We start from the raw sequence: 17,293 nt of genomic DNA, 5'->3' as shown, positions 1-17,293 counted from the left end.
ATAAAAATTACATAGTTTCTTATATGCTTACTTAGATTCCTGCTTTCGCAGGAATGACATATCTCAGCCTTGCCGATGTAGCTCAGCTGGTAGAGCGGCGCATTCGTAATGCGTAGGTCTGGGGTTCAAATCCCCACATTGGCACCATTTTCTAAATAAAATTATAGTCCTATTTTGTGATAACAGGTAGAACCTGATACACTAATAATGTGTAGAAAAACGCATTCGTGTCATATCGTTATCCCTTCACGGTATCCAGAAAAATAACTTAAAATACTAATAATGATAAAAGTAAAAGAAACGGAAGTACCTACTAACTTAGAAACAATAAAAAGTTTTGAAAAATTGATTCAAGCTAGATTACCTGAAAAACATAAAGAATGGTTATTAAAATATAATGGTAAAATATAAAATAAGGACATTAGTTATGATAGTTAACGAAGAAGAGTTTTAAAAACAACCTGATGTGATTAATCTTCCAGAATGGGAAAAATCTTTCTATTATATAATAAATATAGGGCATTATGAAAATTATGATGAAGCAATGGATTGTATTATTAAAAATTTAAATAATCCTGAAGAATTAATACAAGCTGCAGCACTTCAAGCTTTAGGAATCTTAGCTTATAGGTTTAGCAATATTAAAGAAAAATTAATATTACCTATTTTATTTAACAACTTAAATAGTAAAAATGAGAGAATATTATATGAAACTAAAGATACCTTAGAGCAGATTACTTACCATGTAATAAGATTAAGAAGAAAGATTTATTTGGAATTTTTTAAAAATGGAATTGATTTTTTTTACTGGAAAAACTTTAAAGAGATATACAGATAAAACATTACTGCTTTACTTAAATAATGAAGAAGAAAAAAAAGAGTTTATTTTAAGCTTTTGTCAAAATTCTTTAGATTATGATGAAGCGTTAGAGGTTTGCCGGTATTTTCTTGAAAAAAAAGAAAGTGAACAAATACATAAAACTGTTTTTCAAGGACTTAGTTATATAGTAATCAGATTCCAAAAAATAAATTTTGATATAACATTTCCGTTTATCAAAAAATTTATAAAGGCTCTGGATATATAAGTGTGTAAATTCTAAAATAGGCATTAAATTCGCCCATCAAATTTTATCAAAAAGTGAGCCATGTCCTCTCCCCAATTTTGGATAGGCATATTCCATTTTCGCGTAATATAGTCAATTGTCAAGTACAAAGTCTTAAATACAGAGTCGTCGTTAGGAAAACCCCTTTTGTTATTAGTAACCTTGCGTAATTGACTATTTAAACCTTCGATTGCATTGGTTGTATAAATGATACGCCTAATCACTTCTGGGTATTGTAAAAAAATTATCAAATTCTGCCAATTATTTTGCCATGATTTTGCAATATGTGGGTACTGTTTGCCCCATTTCATATCAAAATCAGATAAGGCAGTAAGTGCTTCATCCTCAGTGATAGAGCTGTATACTAGCTTCAAATCTGCTGCAAGTTCTTTACGGTCTTTATAGCTTACATATGACAAACTATTTCTGATTTGATGTACAATGCACAGCTGATGCTCAGTTTGTGGATATACTGCAGATATCGCCTCACTCATGCCCGTTAGATTATCGCTACAAGCAATTAAGATATCTTTTAATCCCCTGTCTTTCATTTCAGTAAAATTATTTAACCAAAATTTAGCTCCCTCATTCTCGCTAATACACAAGCCTAAAATATCTTTCCTTCCGGTTAAATCTACACCTAAAGCTACATATACTGCCTTATTGATAATTCTCTTATCTTGACGTACTTTAACTATAAGTGCATCAAAATATACTATAGCATATATGGCTTCCAGAGGCCTATTCTGCCAACTCCTGACCTCATCCATAACATTATCGGTAACCCGACTAATAAGGCTTTCACTGTTCTCTGCACCATATAGCTCATGAATCTGAATCTTAATGTCAGAGAGGCTCATCCCTTTAGCATATAAGGATAATATCTTCTGATCTAATCCATCAATCCTAGTCTGACGCTTTGGCACTAGTACAGGAGAAAATTCAGCATTTCTATCACGTGGTACTTCAAGTTCCAATACTCCACCTTCAGTAATTAGGCTTTTTTTGCATACACCATTTCTACTATTGTCAGTCTCTATCTTGCCATATTTGTTATAGACAAGATGCTCATCCATCTCAGCTTTTAAGGCTCTTTCAAATATATTTTTAGTTAACTGCTTTAATATCCCGTCTTTGGCAAAAAAACTCGTTAAATCAGTATCTTTATCTATTAGCAAATCTACTGCTTGTTTTATCTTCTCTTGGTTACTGTTACTCATGTTATTCCTGATAAATTATATTATTGTTAATATAACCTATCCTAGAAATTTACACACTTAGTGAGACAGCACCAGTTCGTTTGACCAGCGTTGTTGCATGGCTCAAGAAAAGTACTCGGTGTCATTCCTGCGGAGCAGGAATCCAGCATAAAGCGAGATAAATCGAGCTTTTAATTTCAAAAATTTTCTGTATTTATACTTTTTTTGGATTCCTGCTTTTAGCTAAGAATGACATAAGAACCATGCAACAAGGCCCGCTTGACCACAGGATGACAAAGAGGAATAATAAGCCGCTTAACACTAGTGAACGGTCACGGATCAATAATATCGCCGATTATATCTTTAAAATACTCCTTTCTTTGTTGTTGCTCTGAAATATCCAGTTGTTGAATTGCATTATTATTGGGGTTTCCTAAGAAAGTATTGTATGCCGTAAGTACTGAATTTTGTTGTTTTTGAGGAACATGTACAACGCCGGCTGCTTTAAAATATGATTCTGCAGCATCTGCTTCCTGTTGTTTTTGAAAGCGAAGTTCGTTTCCTTGGTCCATATATAAATCATATTTTTTTATAGGCTTTTCAGCCTTATCTATAAGACTGGTATAACATTCTAATATAGAGTCTAATTTATTATTCTTTCTATAAAATATGATAGCTGAATCTTCACGTCCTAAGTTAAATAGCATATCACATATTTTAATTAAGGAATTATAGCAATCATTGGACCTAGACCATGTTGCAGGTAACATTTCTTCAAATAATGATAATTCTTTAATTTGTAGGTTTAATACATATCGGTAGGCTTGAATAACCTGCTTATTATCCGTGAACTTCTCAATAGACTCTAAAATTTGAAATATTGCCTCTATAAGGTTATTATCTTGTTTGTTTGATATAATAGTTTGAAGTTCCGATAATTGTGTTAATCCTTCAAAATAAGAAAGAGTTTTTTTTATAGCTGGATATTGTATTGAAGAACTTGGTAAATATGGTTTAACATACTCATCATAGTTATTATTATCTGAAAATTTTACACAGTTAAGAGATGTAGATATATTAAAATCTCTGAAAATTGATTGGATAGTATTAATTATATATTCTACATTTATCTGTATTTGTATATATAAATTTTCTATAAGACTGTCTTGTTCCTTTAGAAATGAACTTAGATTCTTTATCTCTAAATTTTGTACTCCTGCTATCTTTTCTAGATCTTTTAGTTCTAGGGTGAGATTTATTTCTTCATCTTGAGAAGTAGGTTTATAGAAAAATTTTATATCAGAGGATTCTAATATATCTTTGTTACTAGCAATGCTATTTTGTAACATTGATATAATGTTTTCATGATTATTTTCATTATGTTGGGTTATTACGCATGTAAAATTCCCTTTTAATTTTTTGTGTTCTTCTATAGGAAAAATATTTTTAAAGTCTTCTATAATCCTATTAAAGATACTAGGGGATTTTACGGTCTCTTCTTTTGCTACTATGATAAATTTTAATTTACCGGTTATTTGAACTAGCTTTTTAATGAAAAATACATTGATTAACTCTTGAACTGGATTGGGTACTCCGTTAGAGCATTCCCAAAATATTTTTTCTGCAATTTCAAATTTTTTGGGCTAATATATAGCTGGTTCATATTTATGCTTAATTTCCGGCGTTGTTTCAAAATCAAATAATTTATCAAATGTAAATTCTTCACCGTTTTCGATAATCTTGAGGTTGTTTTCAAGAGCATTTAAAAATGTGCTTTTTCCGCTATAAGGTAATCCTATTACTACTGTAGCTTCTGATGTTTTTCCTGCTTGTATTAGTGAATAATTAACTTCAGTCAATCCATTTAGAATATTTTCTTTTAAAGAATCAAGAGCAGTTTCTTCTTCTGTTAAAGATTTAATATCAAGTTCTGTGGGAATTTTAGATTTCATATATAACCACTAATTTATTCTTTAATATAAATTTTTATACTGTCGTTTTCGCCGCTATCACTGATAGCTCTAATAATAAATTCACCGGTTTTTGCTTTCCATATTACAGGTTCGTTTGATTTTGCGGTTGCTATTAATTCATTATCTACAAACCAAAAAACGTTATTGGTTTTATTATCGCTAATCGCACTAAAAGTAATATTATCACTATCTTTAATTGAATGTATGGAATTTCTTAACGGGTATATAATTTTAGGTTTCTGATGATGCCAATTTATCAACCTATTGCAATGGTTTGTGGGTATCGGTTTCGGTAATATATGTATTCCTGCTTTTTGGTAAACCGAAAGCATATCCGTCGGCCATAAATTTACTGTTTTATATTCTGTTTGTCCTTTAATAAAGTTGCAAGCAGGCATACCGGTTTTTAAATCTATCAACATTTTTCTATAAATACCGGATTGTTTTATCGGTGATTTGCCTTTAATGAATAAGGCTTCTGCTTTAACCGGACACATATCGTTATCGATATCTCCCGTATCTGCACAAACTTTTACTTTAGTAATATTTAGTTCATTAATTTTTGAAAGGATTAAATACTCATCTTTATTTGGCTGGGCTATTGATTCTATAACATTAAAGAATAAAGGGGCCGCAGAAATATTACCTGTAAATGTTCCGTGAGTTTGCCCTTTGAAATCTCCAACCCAAACGGCAAGTACGTATTTTCCGAATATGCCTACGCTAAGTGCGTCTCTAAATGAGCTAGAAGTACCTGTTTTCCAATAAATCGGTAAGTTATACTTTGTATTGTTATAGGTAATAGGACGAGTCGTATCTTTTATAATATCAAGTGTTAAGTAACTTGCCTCGGGGGATAATAGTATGGTGTCCGTGTCATCCTTGTCCTTTCCTGCGTCATACCTGTCCTCTCCTATGTCATTCCCGCGAAAGCGGGAATCCAGTAAATCATATGAAATTTTTGTTCTAACATTTAGGTTATTTTTTATGGATTCCTGCTTTCGCAGGAATGACATAGAGGAAAGTGGGAGTGACATAGTAGAATCCAATACTTTCCTAAGCGGTTTATAAGTACCGAAATTAGCAAGCATAGCATAAAGAGTAGTTAACTCTTCAAGAGTAATTTCTGCTGTGCCGAGTACTATAGATAAGCCGTAATTTTCAGGTTTTCGTAAGCCGCTAATTTTTGCTTGTTGTAAGAACTCATAAAAATTCGGGTTTTTTAACTTAGACGCCAGAAATATTACAGGTACGTTACGGCTCTTTATTAACGATTCTCTAGCACTTAATCCTCCTGTAAATCTGCTATCAAAATTTTCAGGTTTATAATGATCGTAGTAAGTAGGCGTATCCTTTAGTAAAGTTAACGGATGTATTAGCGATTGATCAAAACTAAGTGCATAGACAAACGGTTTTAAAGCTGAGCCTGGAGATCGATGGTTTTTAGTGCCGTTAATCTGTCCGCAAATATCGTTATTAAAAAAATCACCTGAACCAACGCTTGCAAGCACTTCCATAGTAGTAAAATCAATAAGAATTACGGAAGCATTATTAATGCCGTATTTTTTCAGGTTATTAATATATAGCCGGACTTGCTTTTCTATAGTAGTTTGCAGATTCTTATCTATAGTAGTACGTATAATAGGACTATCATTATTTGCCAGGATATCTAAAGTGAAATGCGGTGCAATAAAAGGAAGATTTTTATTTTGATTAAATTTAATCGGCAAACTAATTAACTTATTATAAATAATATCTTGTGGGTGAGTCGTTAGCCACTCGGTAAATAGATATTTACGTGTTTTAAAAATATTAATATCATTCCCGCCTCTTTTAAGAGGATTTTGTGGGATTACTGCAAGGCTTAGAATATCGAGCAAATTTAAATCTTTTAGGTCACGATTGAAGTAAATATAACTGCCTGCTGTTATCCCTTCAATATTACTACCGTAAGGCACTAGGTTTAGATAAGCTTCTAGGATTTCATTTTTTGAATAATGTAGCTCTACATGAATAGCTTTAATGATTTGATGGATTTTACCAAGAATAGTAGAAGAGCTTATTCCGTATCTTAAACGTGCTACTTGCATTGTTATAGTAGAGCCGCCTATTTTACGATTATTCTGTAAATAAGTAGAATAAAAAGCTTTGGCTAAAGAAACGGGGTTAATGCCGAAATGTTTGTAAAAATGTCTATCTTCATATAACAATACTGCTTCTATAAAACTTGCCGGTATTTCACTTATAGGTGTGAATATCCTATATTTATCGTCTTTAGAAAGCGAAATACGCATTAACTCGCCGCTTCGGTCAAATACTCTTTGTGAGAAGCTTATGTCTTTAAGCAATGGAGCAGGAGAAATAGCAAAATATAATATTATAATGCCGCTAATTGTAATAAAAAGTAATTTGGTTTTGAGAGACAATTTATGTACCTAGTAATTTGTTGTGTAGTTTTTGTGTTATTCTAGCTAGGAATGGCATTGTGTAACAATCATTATAAAGCATTTTAAAAATAATGAAAATTTTAATAATATAGCTTGCATGTATAGAAGTAATATCATATAATGCACCACAAGGCATTAATAAATTAACTAATCGTTAACAAAAATTAAACATTACGATTGCTATAAATATTAAATTATCATATAAAATCTACGCTACTATCCTACCTTATAACCCATCAATATAAATTTCTTGACATAATATTTTTTTCATGTATTATTATCTTTAATAACAAATTAAACATTAATATTTTAAGTAATTGTTAATATTTATTAAAGGGGAATTAGATATTATGACAAAAAATATAAATTCTAAACTTACAAAATTATTCTTACTTAGCTGTGCTAACGCGGCAATCATGACTGCTATGGTCCGAGAAGCAAGAGCAGATATAGAGATCTATGATATATTGAATCATACTCCTGAGTATGAAGCATTAGTCCCTGCACAAAAGCTTAATATTATAAGAGGGATTCAAGCTCGTGAAGATTTCGGCGATCTTTTTGATGATCTTATGCCAGGGGAAAGAAGATTATTCAATAACGAAATAATAGAAGTCAATAAACTTCAAGCAGCTGCTCCTGTACTTAACGGTGCTAGAGAAAGAAGAGAAGCACGTGCAGCCGGTGTTGAAGTTGTTGATTTAACAGGTAATACAGCAGTAGAAACAGGGCGTAACGAGCAAGAGATGGCTCTAGAAAATAGGCTTCAAGTATTAGAAATTCTTGCTAAAGCTGAAGGGGCAAATGCCGTAAGCGTTAACGATAAAATTAAAAAGGCTATACATTTTAATAACATAGAAAATTTAAATACACCTTTGGAACAGTTAAAATATATAGCTATGGCGGGCGGTGTAGATGCTAATGATAATTTAAAAGTTGTAAATAATTATGTTGAAGCCCCTTTAACAAAAGAAGCTTTTGAATATGTATTTTTTGGAGGTAATATTACTGACCCTACTGTAAGAGGTAAGGATACTTATGTTGATTATTATAAACCGGGGCAAAGTGATTTATTAAAAAAGTTTAAAAGTGTAGCGACTCCGGAAACAAAGCGTAAATTATTAAATCAATTTGAAAATTATGTTACTCAAAACTTAGTTGAACTTGAAGCTAACAAGTCTAATATTGCTACAAGACAGTCTATAATAAAACTAGCCGATCCTGCAAGATTAGTTACTTATTTAGAGAAAATGGCTGAATTAAAAACGTCATATATCGATAACGGTAAAATTAAGATAGTTAATGAAGAGGGTAAGTTACTTGATGAAGCCGGTTTAAAGAATTATAACAAGATTTTAAAAGATGCCGGTTTAATAACTAAGGATTTAGACGGTAAGAAAATGCAAGCATTGATAGATAATTTCGATGCTTTAACAATGAGTGATTTAGCACTTGTCCTAACAAAAACCGTAGGTGAAATAAAAACAGATAATGAGCGTTTAGTAGGGCTTAATAATACAATGCCACCGTTTCGGGGAGCAGGTGGTAGACCGGTTAGAAATTTAAATAATTTGGATGCGATAGCTGATCTTAGTCCTGAATTAAAATTAGCAGGTCATGATCTAAAAGCGAAAGAAGATGCAGTTGTAGTAGTAAGAGGACCTGCACCGGTTATAGGCGGAGCAGTTGAAGAAGTTCTTGTAGCTCCAAATACTGATGAAGGCACATTTCATAATGAGATGTATTTAGTTAAAAATACAAAAAATCCTGAAAAGCTAGAAGTAAGAACATTAGGAGCAGAAAATGATTTAGGAATTACAATAAGAACTCTATTAACTTTAGAAGAAAGAAAAGCTCCACATGAGTCTTTAGCATTATTTTCAGAAGCAAATCCTGACAAAGCACAATTAATTATAAAAGCTAAGGATATTTGGGATAGACTAAAAGATGATGATTTAATAAAGCAAACTTCAAGGCAAGCTTTAACTTTAAATAATAAAATAGCAAACGGTACATTTTTTGAAGAGTTGTTCAACGAAGAAGAGCATAATGCAATAAACCGTTTAAATTATACTTTTGGTAAATTACCGCTGGACTTACAAAATCATATTACGGCAAGAAGTAATGAAATAAAAATAAAAGATGAGTTGTAAGGTCAGAAAACAATTATATCAAGAATAGATTATATTGCTAAAAATGAGGCTGTTTTAGGAGCAAATTCTTTAAATAATGAAATAGAGAGAATTGTTGATAATTTTAATAGTTTAAAATTATCCAATGTACTAGATATTGCTCTTAATAAAGGAGATGTACGCGATAATATAGCCCTTACTCCTAAAGCAAACGAAGTAAATATTCAAGTAAATAATTGGATTAATAACAATATTGTTAATTTAACGTTGGATGATAGTTTAGGTAATGGAAAAGGTAAATTAGATAAAGCGGATTTAACATCTTTACAAAATAAAGCTGCCTCGGCAACATTATCAAAAATTTATGAAATAGGAGTTGATACTAAAGCTAAATTACTAAAAAAAGTTTTAGCCGATAATGCAGCTGATTTATCTAAAGCTTCTAAAAACATTACAGAGAAAAATATAACAGATGCCGTACAGAATAATTTCAATGCAAAAATGAAAGCTTTAACACCCGGTACTAAAGATTTCTCAAAAGAGCAAATTGTAAAATTTCTTAACGTAATAAGTGATGCGAAAATAGAAGCAGTATTAAAAGGAGTAAAAACAGCGAAAGCTGCTAGTATCCCTGTTGCTGCACCGATAATAGTGGTAGCAGGTGGACCACCACCGCCGCCACCGCCACCGCCTGTGAGAGTGGTAGGATATAATGGGCTTGGTATGGATGGTCTAGTTAGAAAGATGAATATTTTAAGCCTATCGAAAATCTTTTTCCTAAAAAACCCGATGCAGATGCAGGTGAAGTGGTTTATATTGCTCCTACTTCTGAAATAGGGATAAAATATGAAACTGCCGTTCAAGTTATAGCAGCTGCAGCTGATACTGAGTTTAAAAAAGAATTAGCAATAAAAACTAAAGGAAAAGAAAAACTAAAAGCATTAATTGTAGAGGAAGTTTTTGAGAAATATACAACTAAAAATGCAGATGCACTTGATGGTGATATAAATCAATTAGCTCAAGCTATAAAAGAAGGAACCAATATTGAGTTCATAGGTCCTAAAAGAGAAGTAGAAAGCGGTATAGATCAAGAAACAAGAAATCTATGTGTTAGAATGAATCAAGATGCAGGATTAATGCAGCAACTTAAAACGAATAATCCTAGGTTAGCAGCAATTATAGAAGCGGCAGCTGTAAATGAAGAAGAAGTTGCTACAAGACTTCCTGAGTCAGCAGCAGCACAAGCAGTAGCAAACGGAGACGTAAATTATGGCGGAGTAGTTGTAGTAGCTCCTGCTGCTGCTCCCGTAGCTCCCGTTGCCCCGTTAGTTTTACCGGCAGATCGTGAAGAGGAGGAAGAAGAGCTAATAGCTGCTCCGGTAGCACCGGCACCGGTAGTACCTGCTCCTGTGGTTGTGGATGCTGAAGCAGTAGCTGTTGAAGGAGACGATGTAGAAATGGAAGCTCCGGTAGTAGAAGAGCCAAGAGAAGAAGGCGGCGAAGTTGTTGAACGTCCTGTTATTTTTGCTGTTGCTGATTTAACACCTACTACCGGTGAATCGAGGTTTGAAGATACGACTGAATCAGAAGAAGAGCAAGAAAAAGTAGAACTAGCTGCACAAGAAGAAGTAAAGGAGGCAGAAGAAGCAAGAATTGCTGAAGCCGTAAGAGTTGAAGCTGCTGAAGTTGCAGAAATGCAAAATGCAGTAAAACAAGACGAAGAAATGATTGGAGAAATATATAATCCGATTCATGGTATTATCACTCAAATGAGCCGCAATATTATATCGCATAGAATGTTCCCTAGTGCTGCGGGTGATGAAGATGAGAAAGTGTTAGATAAAGGTCTTTGGATTGCAGGTACTATCGGTACTAATAAGAAGGGACTAGCGGTTATAGAGGTCATGCTTCAGGCGGTACTATAGGTTTTGACGTCGGTTCTGACAACTTTAAAGATTTAGTCGGTATTGCTTATACTAAACTAGATTCAAAGTTTAAATCTAGCGGTAGCAGGTCAAATACTACCGTTGATAGCCATATATTAGCTCTATATGGTCAAAAAGAGTTACCGAAAAACTTTATGATTCAAGCTATGTTTGCTTACAATCATAATATAGTAAAGAGTAAAATCAATCGTTTAGGTACTATTGCAATCGGTAAATATAAGAATAATAATTATAACTTTGAAACCTTATTAAGTTATAATCATCTTATGAATGGCGGTATTACTCTTATTCCAAATCTTGGTATAAGATACGGTCACTCTAAAGACGGTTCTTATCAAGAAAGCGATGTAGGTATTCAGCATTTGAGTATTGCTTCTAAAAAGCAGCATTTATGGAGCGGTATTTTAGGCACTAAGGTAGCTTTAGCCCCACAAAAGATAGCTGAAGGCTTTAAGTATTACGCCTGCACTTCAAGCTTCTGTAGAAAATTACTTTAACAATAAGAGTAAAAAGCTTAATGCTAAAGTAAAATGGAAAGATAGAGAAGTTAATGAAACTATCGCATTACCGAAGCAACCTAAAGTCGGCTATAATATCGGTGCTAGCGTTTTAACTGAAAAAGGTAATATAAGCGTGACTTTAGAGTATAACTGCCACTTACAGAAGCAATACCAAAGCCATCAAGGCTTTGTAAAATTGAAAGTGAAATTATAACAGTCAAAATCGTCATTGTGAGAGAAAACTGTAAGTTTTGATGAAGCAATCTAGTAACCTTTAATGTCATCCTGCGAGCTTGTAGCGGGAGCCAGTAAAAATACTAGTATTTTTTATTATATAGTTTTTTCAAGATAAAGCTTTCAAAAAAGCTTTAAAGTACTGGATTCCCGCCTACGCGGGAATGACATTGAATAAAAATTGTCTAGTACTATAGTTCAAGCCACGTGGTAATACGGCGGGTTCTGTTGTTTTTCTGGATACCGTGGACAAGCTACTAGATGACACCGAGTGTGTTTTCAGATCCACGCAGGCAATGCCTGCTCGCAATGACGATTAGATACCCACGCTAGCAATGCACTCTCAAGATTTATAAATAATACTTATTACTCGTCTCTTACTACTAAAACTGATATATCTGAATGACGGACGATTTTAGAAGCATTAGGTCCAAGCATATAATCTTTTAATTGTAGTCTGACTGCAGAGATTATTATTAAATCGGCTTTAATTTCATTAGAGTGCTTAATTATTTCATCATAAACGGCACCGTTACCTATATAATAATCTGTTTCAATTTCATCAGGAATATATTGTTTGATAAGCTCTTTAATTTGAGTCTGATACTTTTCTTTTTTCTCCGTTTTCCAATTTTTAGGTAAATAATCTTCAAACATTTTCGTACCGAATTCAGGAATTACATACATAAAATGTAATTTTGCTTGAAAGTTCGTTGCAAGCATTAAAGCCTTAGAAAGAATACCTTTTATAGATTTTTTATCATTTAAATCTATAGGTATAAGTATATTTTTAAATATAGTATTTTCAGACATAAGATATTGTTAGTTTTTATTTCTTACTGAATCATGTTTTGGTAGAACAAAATTTTTAGTATCGGCAAAATAGTTAATATCGAGGTTATTTAATAAGTAATTAGAAAGTTTAAAATTTGCTACGTTTCTATGAAAAGCTCCGATAAATTTATCTAAAATATCACGATTCGCCTCATCTCTAGTTACTAGGATTGCGGATACTTTTACTGTAGTTTGATCATCGGTAATCTCTGGATATAAGCCCTTGTGAAGTATAGCTTTATGAAACGCTCTATTTTGTTTTATTAATTCTGCTATTTTGTCATTTTCAATTGAAACGAAATCAACTTCACACTTATTAGCTATTAAATTTACTAAGGGGTTAGAGTGTCCAACCATCATTATTATGGCATCTATTTCCTTATTACAGAATTTGTCAATAGAATCTTCATAATTAATGTGTAGCTCTTCAGGTTCTTTAGAAAATTTATATAAAGAACGTATGGCATCATAAGTAATATTACTACTGGAAAATGCCGGACCGTTAGTTATTTTTTTTCCGTCAATATCAGCAAAAACTTTTATTTTATCCTCATCTTTTACAATAACCGTAAAAAACTCATCATGTAGATTAAGTACCTGACGTAAATTTTGCATTTTTTCTTGATCGTGATAATAACCTATGCCCTCATATGCTTCTACTGCAATATTAGCTTGCACTAGAGCTAAATCAATTTTGCCTTGTTGTAATAATTTTAAATTTTCTATACTGCCGTTTGTTGCAACAACTTCACATTTAATATGTTCATTATTTTTATCATCATTTGTAATAGTCTTGCATAAATCAAGTCCAATAGCATAATATCCTTTTAAAATAGAGCCGGTACCGATTTTAATGACTTTTGGAGCAGCATAAATATTACTACAAATAAGAAATATGCTAATAATAGTAGCTAGTTTAAAATTATTCATAAAACTAATTTGAATTATTTTCGGTGTTTTGGTCTTCTTTATGTTCACCAAGTTTTAGTTCTAATAAATTAATAGAACCGATATTTATTCCTTTATCTGAAAACTCAATATCAAACTTAGCTTTTTCTATATTGTTGTAAGCCGAATTTACATCATTTTGATCTATATTTAATTGCTCGTCGGAAGCTTTATTAATTGCTTTAGCAATAATTGTTTTAATTATTTTCTTAGAAAAAATAATATTATTCGTTAATAATTTATCAACTATGGAATTATAATTTTCCAGCTCAAAATATAGTTTTCCTTCCGGTAATTTATTGGCAAAGAATTGTAAAGCACCGTTTAAATTAACTTTAGAATCATTATCACAAGTAAAAATAAATCTTTCTATATTAAAATTTTGTAAAATAGCTGAATCTTCTCCGTCTTCAGCAAATTTTAAAGAAGCAGCAATATCTAAATTAGCATTTTTAAAATTCAAAATATCTTTTTCTGAATAATAATTCATATTTAAAAATAAGGATATATTTTCCTCAGTTGCTAAATTCTGTTTTCTTAATAAGAAATGCTAAATCATTAATTTTAAAGATTTCTTGATTATCTTTAAATATCGATAATGCTTTATTATTTAACTGAATTGATTTTAATATTTCTTTTAAATTATCATCTTTTGATATTTTATATAAAGGTTTATTAAATTTTCCTATACCTTTTATATCATAATCGCTGCGTACATCATAGGTAAATGTTTTATCGCCGTAATTATCGACTTCTCTAATAAAAGGACCGAAATTAAGAGCGGCTCTTTTAGTACTAAAAGCTATATTTAGGACAATATTTTCACTAGTAAATTCTTTAGAATTTACATGATCAATTAATTTTACTTTAGGATCCGTTACGGTAATTTTCCAATTAAAAGGATAGCCTGAAAACTTAACTGCATTATAAGATATTTTAAGATTATCGGATTCAGAATTCTTAATTAAACTTACAACGTTATTTTTATAGTATATGCAGTTGCAAACCATATTATAGTAAAGGCTAAAAACACAAAAAGAAGTATTTTACGTATCACTTTTTTAATCCATTATAATTTTATATTACGAGTAGCAGAAGGAAGGCGTACTTTTATGCCGTCTAATTCTTCGGTTAAAATAATTTGGCATCCCAATCTAGAAGTATCGGTAAGACCGAAGGCTAAGTCAAGCATATCTTCCTCTGCTTCCGTAGGTTTTTTTAATTTGTTGTAAAATTCTTCTTCTAAAATAACGTGACAAGTAGCACAAGCAAGCGATCCTTCACAAGCTCCCTCAAGGTCTAGATCGTTACTATGGGCAATTTCTAAAATGGAAAGCCCTATAGGTGCTTCTACAGTTTTTTCTTCTCCATCATTTACAATAAATGTTACTTTTATTTTTCCTGACATTCTTCTTATTTTTCCTTATCTAAATTAGTTCGATTATATATAATATATTATATATAACTGAGGCTATTTAATTTGATTGATATTTTTGCCTTTTAGCAAATCATTAATTATTATATTAAGCTTTGTATTCATAGATTTTTTTATTTTGGATTTAAATTCTTTAATAGAATTGTTAATTAAGATCCGATCTCTAGCGTGTGCGGCTTCTTTTATATTATCTAATAAAGAATTAATTATAGATATCTCACTTTCCGATAATAAAGCTGTTAATTCTGCTATAGCACGTTCTATGCTAAAGATTAAAGCCTCTGCTTCAATTATTGCTTCTTGTAATAATCTTGTAGTATAATCTATTTTAGCATTTTTATAAGCGTTTTCTAACATAATATCAATCTCCGTTTTATCAATACCGTGATTTGGCTTTACTTCTATAGTATGTGATGTATTGCTGATTTTCTCATAAGCAGAAACGGATAATATACCGTCTGCATCAATAGCAAAAGTAACTTCGGCTCTAATATTTCCTGCTTTCATAGGAGGAAGTCCCTTTAACTCAAATCGAGCCAAGCTACGGCAATCTACAGCCATTTCACGTTCGCCTTGCAATATATGAAATTGTATACCGGTTTGATTATCGGCATAAGTCGTAAATTCTTTTACTACCGAAATAGGAATCGGAGTATTACGCATAATGATTTTTTCAACTATACCGCCATATAATTCCATACCCAGCGATAAAGGTACTACATCAATCAATAATGAATTTGTATGGGGTGCTATTAAATTTTCTGCTTGTAATGCAGCCCCCCATACAACTGCTTTATCAGGATCAATATCTGATAGAATATCTACTTTAAATGCTTTATATAATCCGTCTTTTATTAAAGGAATGCGGGTTGCACCTCCTACTAAAATAATGCCGTCTATATTTGGATTTCCTGCTTGTTCTAAACATTCTTTAGCTATATTGACAGTACGTTCTACTAAAGGCAAAATTAATTGCTCTAATGTTTGCTTATTAATTGATATATTATCATTATTAAAACTATCTTTATATGTTAAAGTTTCTTTTGCTTTTTTTGCAAGTTGTAAAGTATCTATAGAATTAGGTAAATCAAATTTATTGCAAAGATATTGTGTAATTACTACATCTATATCGTCGCCACCAAACATATTATCGCCGTTTGTTGCTATAACTTGAAAAATGCCTTCTTGTATATTAAGAATAGATACGTCAAAAGTGCCGCCGCCTAGGTCATATACTAAATAACAGCCTTTTTGATTTTTGTTTAAGCCGTAAGCATAGGCAGCTGCAGTAGGTTCGGCAATTAGCCTTAATACTTCAAAACCTGCTATTTTAGCCGCAAGCATTACTTCGCCTCTTGCTGCATCGTTAAAATGTGCAGGTACGGTTATAACTGCTTTAGTTATATTAGTCTTTAATTGTTCTTCTGCTTGATTTTTTAGGTAAATAAAAACTTCTGCTGCAATCTCAGGAATTCGCATCTTCTGATTAGCAAAATTTAGCTTAAGCTCACTACTATAGTCAATTGATTTGGACTCACGTACCTCGTTACTCGTCGCTCTCCTATTAGTTATATGCTCTACCCTCGGCTCCTTGTATCCAAATCCAACTGAATTGACTATATCTATGTCGATATAATCTTTAACTAGAGAAAAAAGTGCCGTAGTATTCAGAATTTCTTTTAATGTTTTACCGAATAGTCTTTTAATAGAACGCAGCCCTTTATTATTACCTATTATAAAATTTTCGTTTGTAAAATCTATAGTAGTTGGGATTAGTTCTTTATCATCTCTAGATTTAATAACTTTAACTTTTCTATTAGTTGCAATAGCTATTAATGAGTTAGTAGTGCCAAAATCGATACCGACTGCTATTTGCCGTTCTTGCTTAAAATCAGCTTGCTCCGGTTCCCTAATTTCTATTATTTGCATGATTTTATTTTTTCTTGCAGTTTATGCAGCAATGTCCCAATATATTTAAGCTTGCTAGTTTTTATAGTTGCGTCTGATAGATTTTGTTCTTCAAAAGCTTGTTTTAAAGAATCAATCTCAAGCTTTTTCATTAATTCATATTTGTCTTTTATTTTTTCTAAATCACTAAATAAGATTGTATTTTCGATTATTTCCATTTCATCCCAGAATATGCTTAATTCTAGAAGCGAAAGTAAACTACGTGTCTTTTCGTCATTCAAATTTATATTTTGCAAAAGCAGCATATATTCAGCACGCTTTAAGGCATCTTTAAGAGTAGAGTAAGCATTATTTAATTCAGCCGCAGTAATTAGATTTTGTTCCTTTTCCTGCAAAGTTTTTGCTTTATCGGGATGATATTTTACCTGCATAGCAAAATATTGCTTTTCTAATATCTTTAAATCAATATTATAATCTTGCGGAAGTCCTAATAATTGAAAATAATTTTGCACTGTATAATTTTATATTATTTTAGATTTTGTTGCATGGCTCATTTATATCATTCCCGCGAAAGCGGGAATCCAGCATAAAGCGAGCTTTTGCTGTATTTATTTATATTTTTTTCTGGATTCCC

The 17,293-nt window shown here is 31.8% G+C and carries 16 protein-coding genes, 1 tRNA gene and 3 pseudogenes; 8 read left to right on the top strand and 12 right to left on the bottom strand.

Annotation, left to right across the window (positions count from 1 at the left end; genetic code table 11):
• Positions 1-71 precede the first annotated feature (71 nt).
• The 4 genes from AC5587_RS06460 to AC5587_RS06445 all read left to right on the top strand — a co-directional run bounded on the left by AC5587_RS06460 (position 72) and on the right by AC5587_RS06445 (position 1,085).
• Positions 72-147: transfer RNA gene (locus tag AC5587_RS06460), tRNA-Thr, on the top strand.
• A 135-nt stretch (positions 148-282) separates the two neighbouring features.
• Positions 283-411, top strand: a complete 129-nt coding sequence (locus tag AC5587_RS06455) for a hypothetical protein (RefSeq protein ID WP_499162205.1) — start codon at positions 283-285, stop codon at positions 409-411.
• A 55-nt stretch (positions 412-466) separates the two neighbouring features.
• Positions 467-838 carry a hypothetical protein gene (locus tag AC5587_RS06450; protein ID WP_499162204.1) on the top strand — a complete coding sequence of 124 codons (372 nt, stop codon included), beginning with the start codon at positions 467-469 and terminating at the stop codon, positions 836-838.
• Positions 789-1,085, top strand: coding sequence for a hypothetical protein (locus AC5587_RS06445; protein WP_499162203.1), 297 nt, complete (start codon positions 789-791; stop codon positions 1,083-1,085). Before AC5587_RS06450 ends, AC5587_RS06445 begins: the two co-directional genes overlap by 50 nt.
• A 23-nt stretch (positions 1,086-1,108) precedes the next feature.
• Here AC5587_RS06445 and AC5587_RS06440 read toward each other — a convergent pair whose 3' ends face one another.
• The 5 genes and pseudogenes from AC5587_RS06440 to pbpC form a co-directional block, all read right to left on the bottom strand.
• Positions 1,109-2,323 carry an IS256 family transposase gene (locus AC5587_RS06440; RefSeq protein ID WP_499162202.1) on the bottom strand — a complete coding sequence of 405 codons (1,215 nt, stop codon included), beginning with the start codon at positions 2,321-2,323 and terminating at the stop codon, positions 1,109-1,111.
• Between the two features lie 311 nt (positions 2,324-2,634).
• A complete protein-coding gene (locus AC5587_RS06435; RefSeq protein WP_499162201.1) occupies positions 2,635-3,072 on the bottom strand; it encodes a hypothetical protein in 438 nt (145 codons plus the stop codon).
• A gap of 539 nt (positions 3,073-3,611) precedes the next feature.
• A pseudogene (locus tag AC5587_RS06430) lies at positions 3,612-3,918 on the bottom strand (hypothetical protein).
• A gap of 27 nt (positions 3,919-3,945) precedes the next feature.
• Entirely contained in the window at positions 3,946-4,254 is a 309-nt protein-coding gene (locus AC5587_RS06425) for a hypothetical protein (protein ID WP_410527752.1), read from the bottom strand.
• A gap of 14 nt (positions 4,255-4,268) precedes the next feature.
• Positions 4,269-6,701 (bottom strand): penicillin-binding protein 1C, encoded by a 2,433-nt coding sequence (gene pbpC, locus AC5587_RS06420; protein ID WP_499162200.1) that lies wholly within the window; start codon positions 6,699-6,701, stop codon positions 4,269-4,271.
• A 446-nt stretch (positions 6,702-7,147) separates the two neighbouring features.
• On the opposite strand from pbpC, the pseudogene AC5587_RS06415 reads away from it, so the two are divergent.
• The 4 genes and pseudogenes from AC5587_RS06415 to AC5587_RS06400 all read left to right on the top strand — a co-directional run.
• A pseudogene (locus AC5587_RS06415) lies at positions 7,148-7,570 on the top strand (cell surface protein); the annotation flags it as partial.
• 1,551 nt (positions 7,571-9,121) lie between these two features.
• Positions 9,122-9,691: a hypothetical protein gene (locus tag AC5587_RS06410; RefSeq protein ID WP_499162199.1), complete on the top strand. Its 570-nt coding sequence runs from the start codon at positions 9,122-9,124 to the stop codon at positions 9,689-9,691.
• Positions 9,661-10,779 (top strand): hypothetical protein, encoded by a 1,119-nt coding sequence (locus AC5587_RS06405; protein ID WP_499162198.1) that lies wholly within the window; start codon positions 9,661-9,663, stop codon positions 10,777-10,779. Before AC5587_RS06410 ends, AC5587_RS06405 begins: the two co-directional genes overlap by 31 nt.
• Positions 10,776-11,297, top strand: a complete 522-nt coding sequence (locus AC5587_RS06400) for an autotransporter outer membrane beta-barrel domain-containing protein (protein WP_499163011.1) — start codon at positions 10,776-10,778, stop codon at positions 11,295-11,297. Before AC5587_RS06405 ends, AC5587_RS06400 begins: the two co-directional genes overlap by 4 nt.
• A 391-nt stretch (positions 11,298-11,688) precedes the next feature.
• Here the strand turns inward: AC5587_RS06400 and AC5587_RS06395 are convergent, their stop codons facing one another.
• From AC5587_RS06395 to hscB, 7 genes and pseudogenes are all read right to left on the bottom strand, one after another.
• Positions 11,689-11,823: a hypothetical protein gene (locus tag AC5587_RS06395; RefSeq protein WP_499162197.1), complete on the bottom strand. Its 135-nt coding sequence runs from the start codon at positions 11,821-11,823 to the stop codon at positions 11,689-11,691.
• A gap of 77 nt (positions 11,824-11,900) precedes the next feature.
• Positions 11,901-12,347 carry a universal stress protein gene (locus tag AC5587_RS06390; RefSeq protein ID WP_011271379.1) on the bottom strand — a complete coding sequence of 149 codons (447 nt, stop codon included), beginning with the start codon at positions 12,345-12,347 and terminating at the stop codon, positions 11,901-11,903.
• Between the two features lie 9 nt (positions 12,348-12,356).
• Positions 12,357-13,298: a TAXI family TRAP transporter solute-binding subunit gene (locus AC5587_RS06385; RefSeq protein ID WP_499162196.1), complete on the bottom strand. Its 942-nt coding sequence runs from the start codon at positions 13,296-13,298 to the stop codon at positions 12,357-12,359.
• Between the two features lie 4 nt (positions 13,299-13,302).
• Positions 13,303-14,373: pseudogene (locus tag AC5587_RS06380) on the bottom strand (RP198 family tick cell line-upregulated protein).
• A 12-nt stretch (positions 14,374-14,385) separates the two neighbouring features.
• Complete coding sequence (locus AC5587_RS06375; RefSeq protein ID WP_499162195.1) at positions 14,386-14,724, bottom strand: ferredoxin family 2Fe-2S iron-sulfur cluster binding protein; 339 nt, start codon at positions 14,722-14,724, stop codon at positions 14,386-14,388.
• Positions 14,725-14,787: 63 nt separating this feature from the next.
• Entirely contained in the window at positions 14,788-16,680 is a 1,893-nt protein-coding gene (hscA, locus tag AC5587_RS06370) for a Fe-S protein assembly chaperone HscA (protein WP_499162194.1), read from the bottom strand.
• Positions 16,671-17,171 (bottom strand): Fe-S protein assembly co-chaperone HscB, encoded by a 501-nt coding sequence (gene hscB, locus AC5587_RS06365; RefSeq protein ID WP_499162193.1) that lies wholly within the window; start codon positions 17,169-17,171, stop codon positions 16,671-16,673. The genes hscA and hscB overlap by 10 nt, the downstream gene beginning before the upstream one ends.
• Positions 17,172-17,293 lie beyond the last annotated feature (122 nt).

The organism is Rickettsia endosymbiont of Hedychridium roseum (assembly GCF_964028255.1).
Taxonomy (GTDB): Bacteria; Pseudomonadota; Alphaproteobacteria; order Rickettsiales; family Rickettsiaceae; genus Rickettsia; species Rickettsia asembonensis.
The sequence above is the reverse complement of the archived record's forward strand: the minus strand, read 5'-3'. Positions and strand labels throughout refer to the sequence as shown.

Coding starts and splice junctions, on each gene's coding strand:
- hscA (WP_499162194.1), bottom strand. CDS start 16,680: ATGCAAATAATAGAAATTAGGGAACCGGAGCAAGCTGATTTTAAGCAA.
- AC5587_RS06375 (WP_499162195.1), bottom strand. CDS start 14,724: ATGTCAGGAAAAATAAAAGTAACATTTATTGTAAATGATGGAGAAGAA.
- AC5587_RS06445 (WP_499162203.1), top strand. CDS start 789: ATGGAATTGATTTTTTTTACTGGAAAAACTTTAAAGAGATATACAGAT.
- AC5587_RS06385 (WP_499162196.1), bottom strand. CDS start 13,298: ATGAATAATTTTAAACTAGCTACTATTATTAGCATATTTCTTATTTGT.
- AC5587_RS06390 (WP_011271379.1), bottom strand. CDS start 12,347: ATGTCTGAAAATACTATATTTAAAAATATACTTATACCTATAGATTTA.
- AC5587_RS06435 (WP_499162201.1), bottom strand. CDS start 3,072: ATGTTACCTGCAACATGGTCTAGGTCCAATGATTGCTATAATTCCTTA.
- AC5587_RS06425 (WP_410527752.1), bottom strand. CDS start 4,254: ATGAAATCTAAAATTCCCACAGAACTTGATATTAAATCTTTAACAGAA.
- AC5587_RS06440 (WP_499162202.1), bottom strand. CDS start 2,323: ATGAGTAACAGTAACCAAGAGAAGATAAAACAAGCAGTAGATTTGCTA.
- AC5587_RS06455 (WP_499162205.1), top strand. CDS start 283: ATGATAAAAGTAAAAGAAACGGAAGTACCTACTAACTTAGAAACAATA.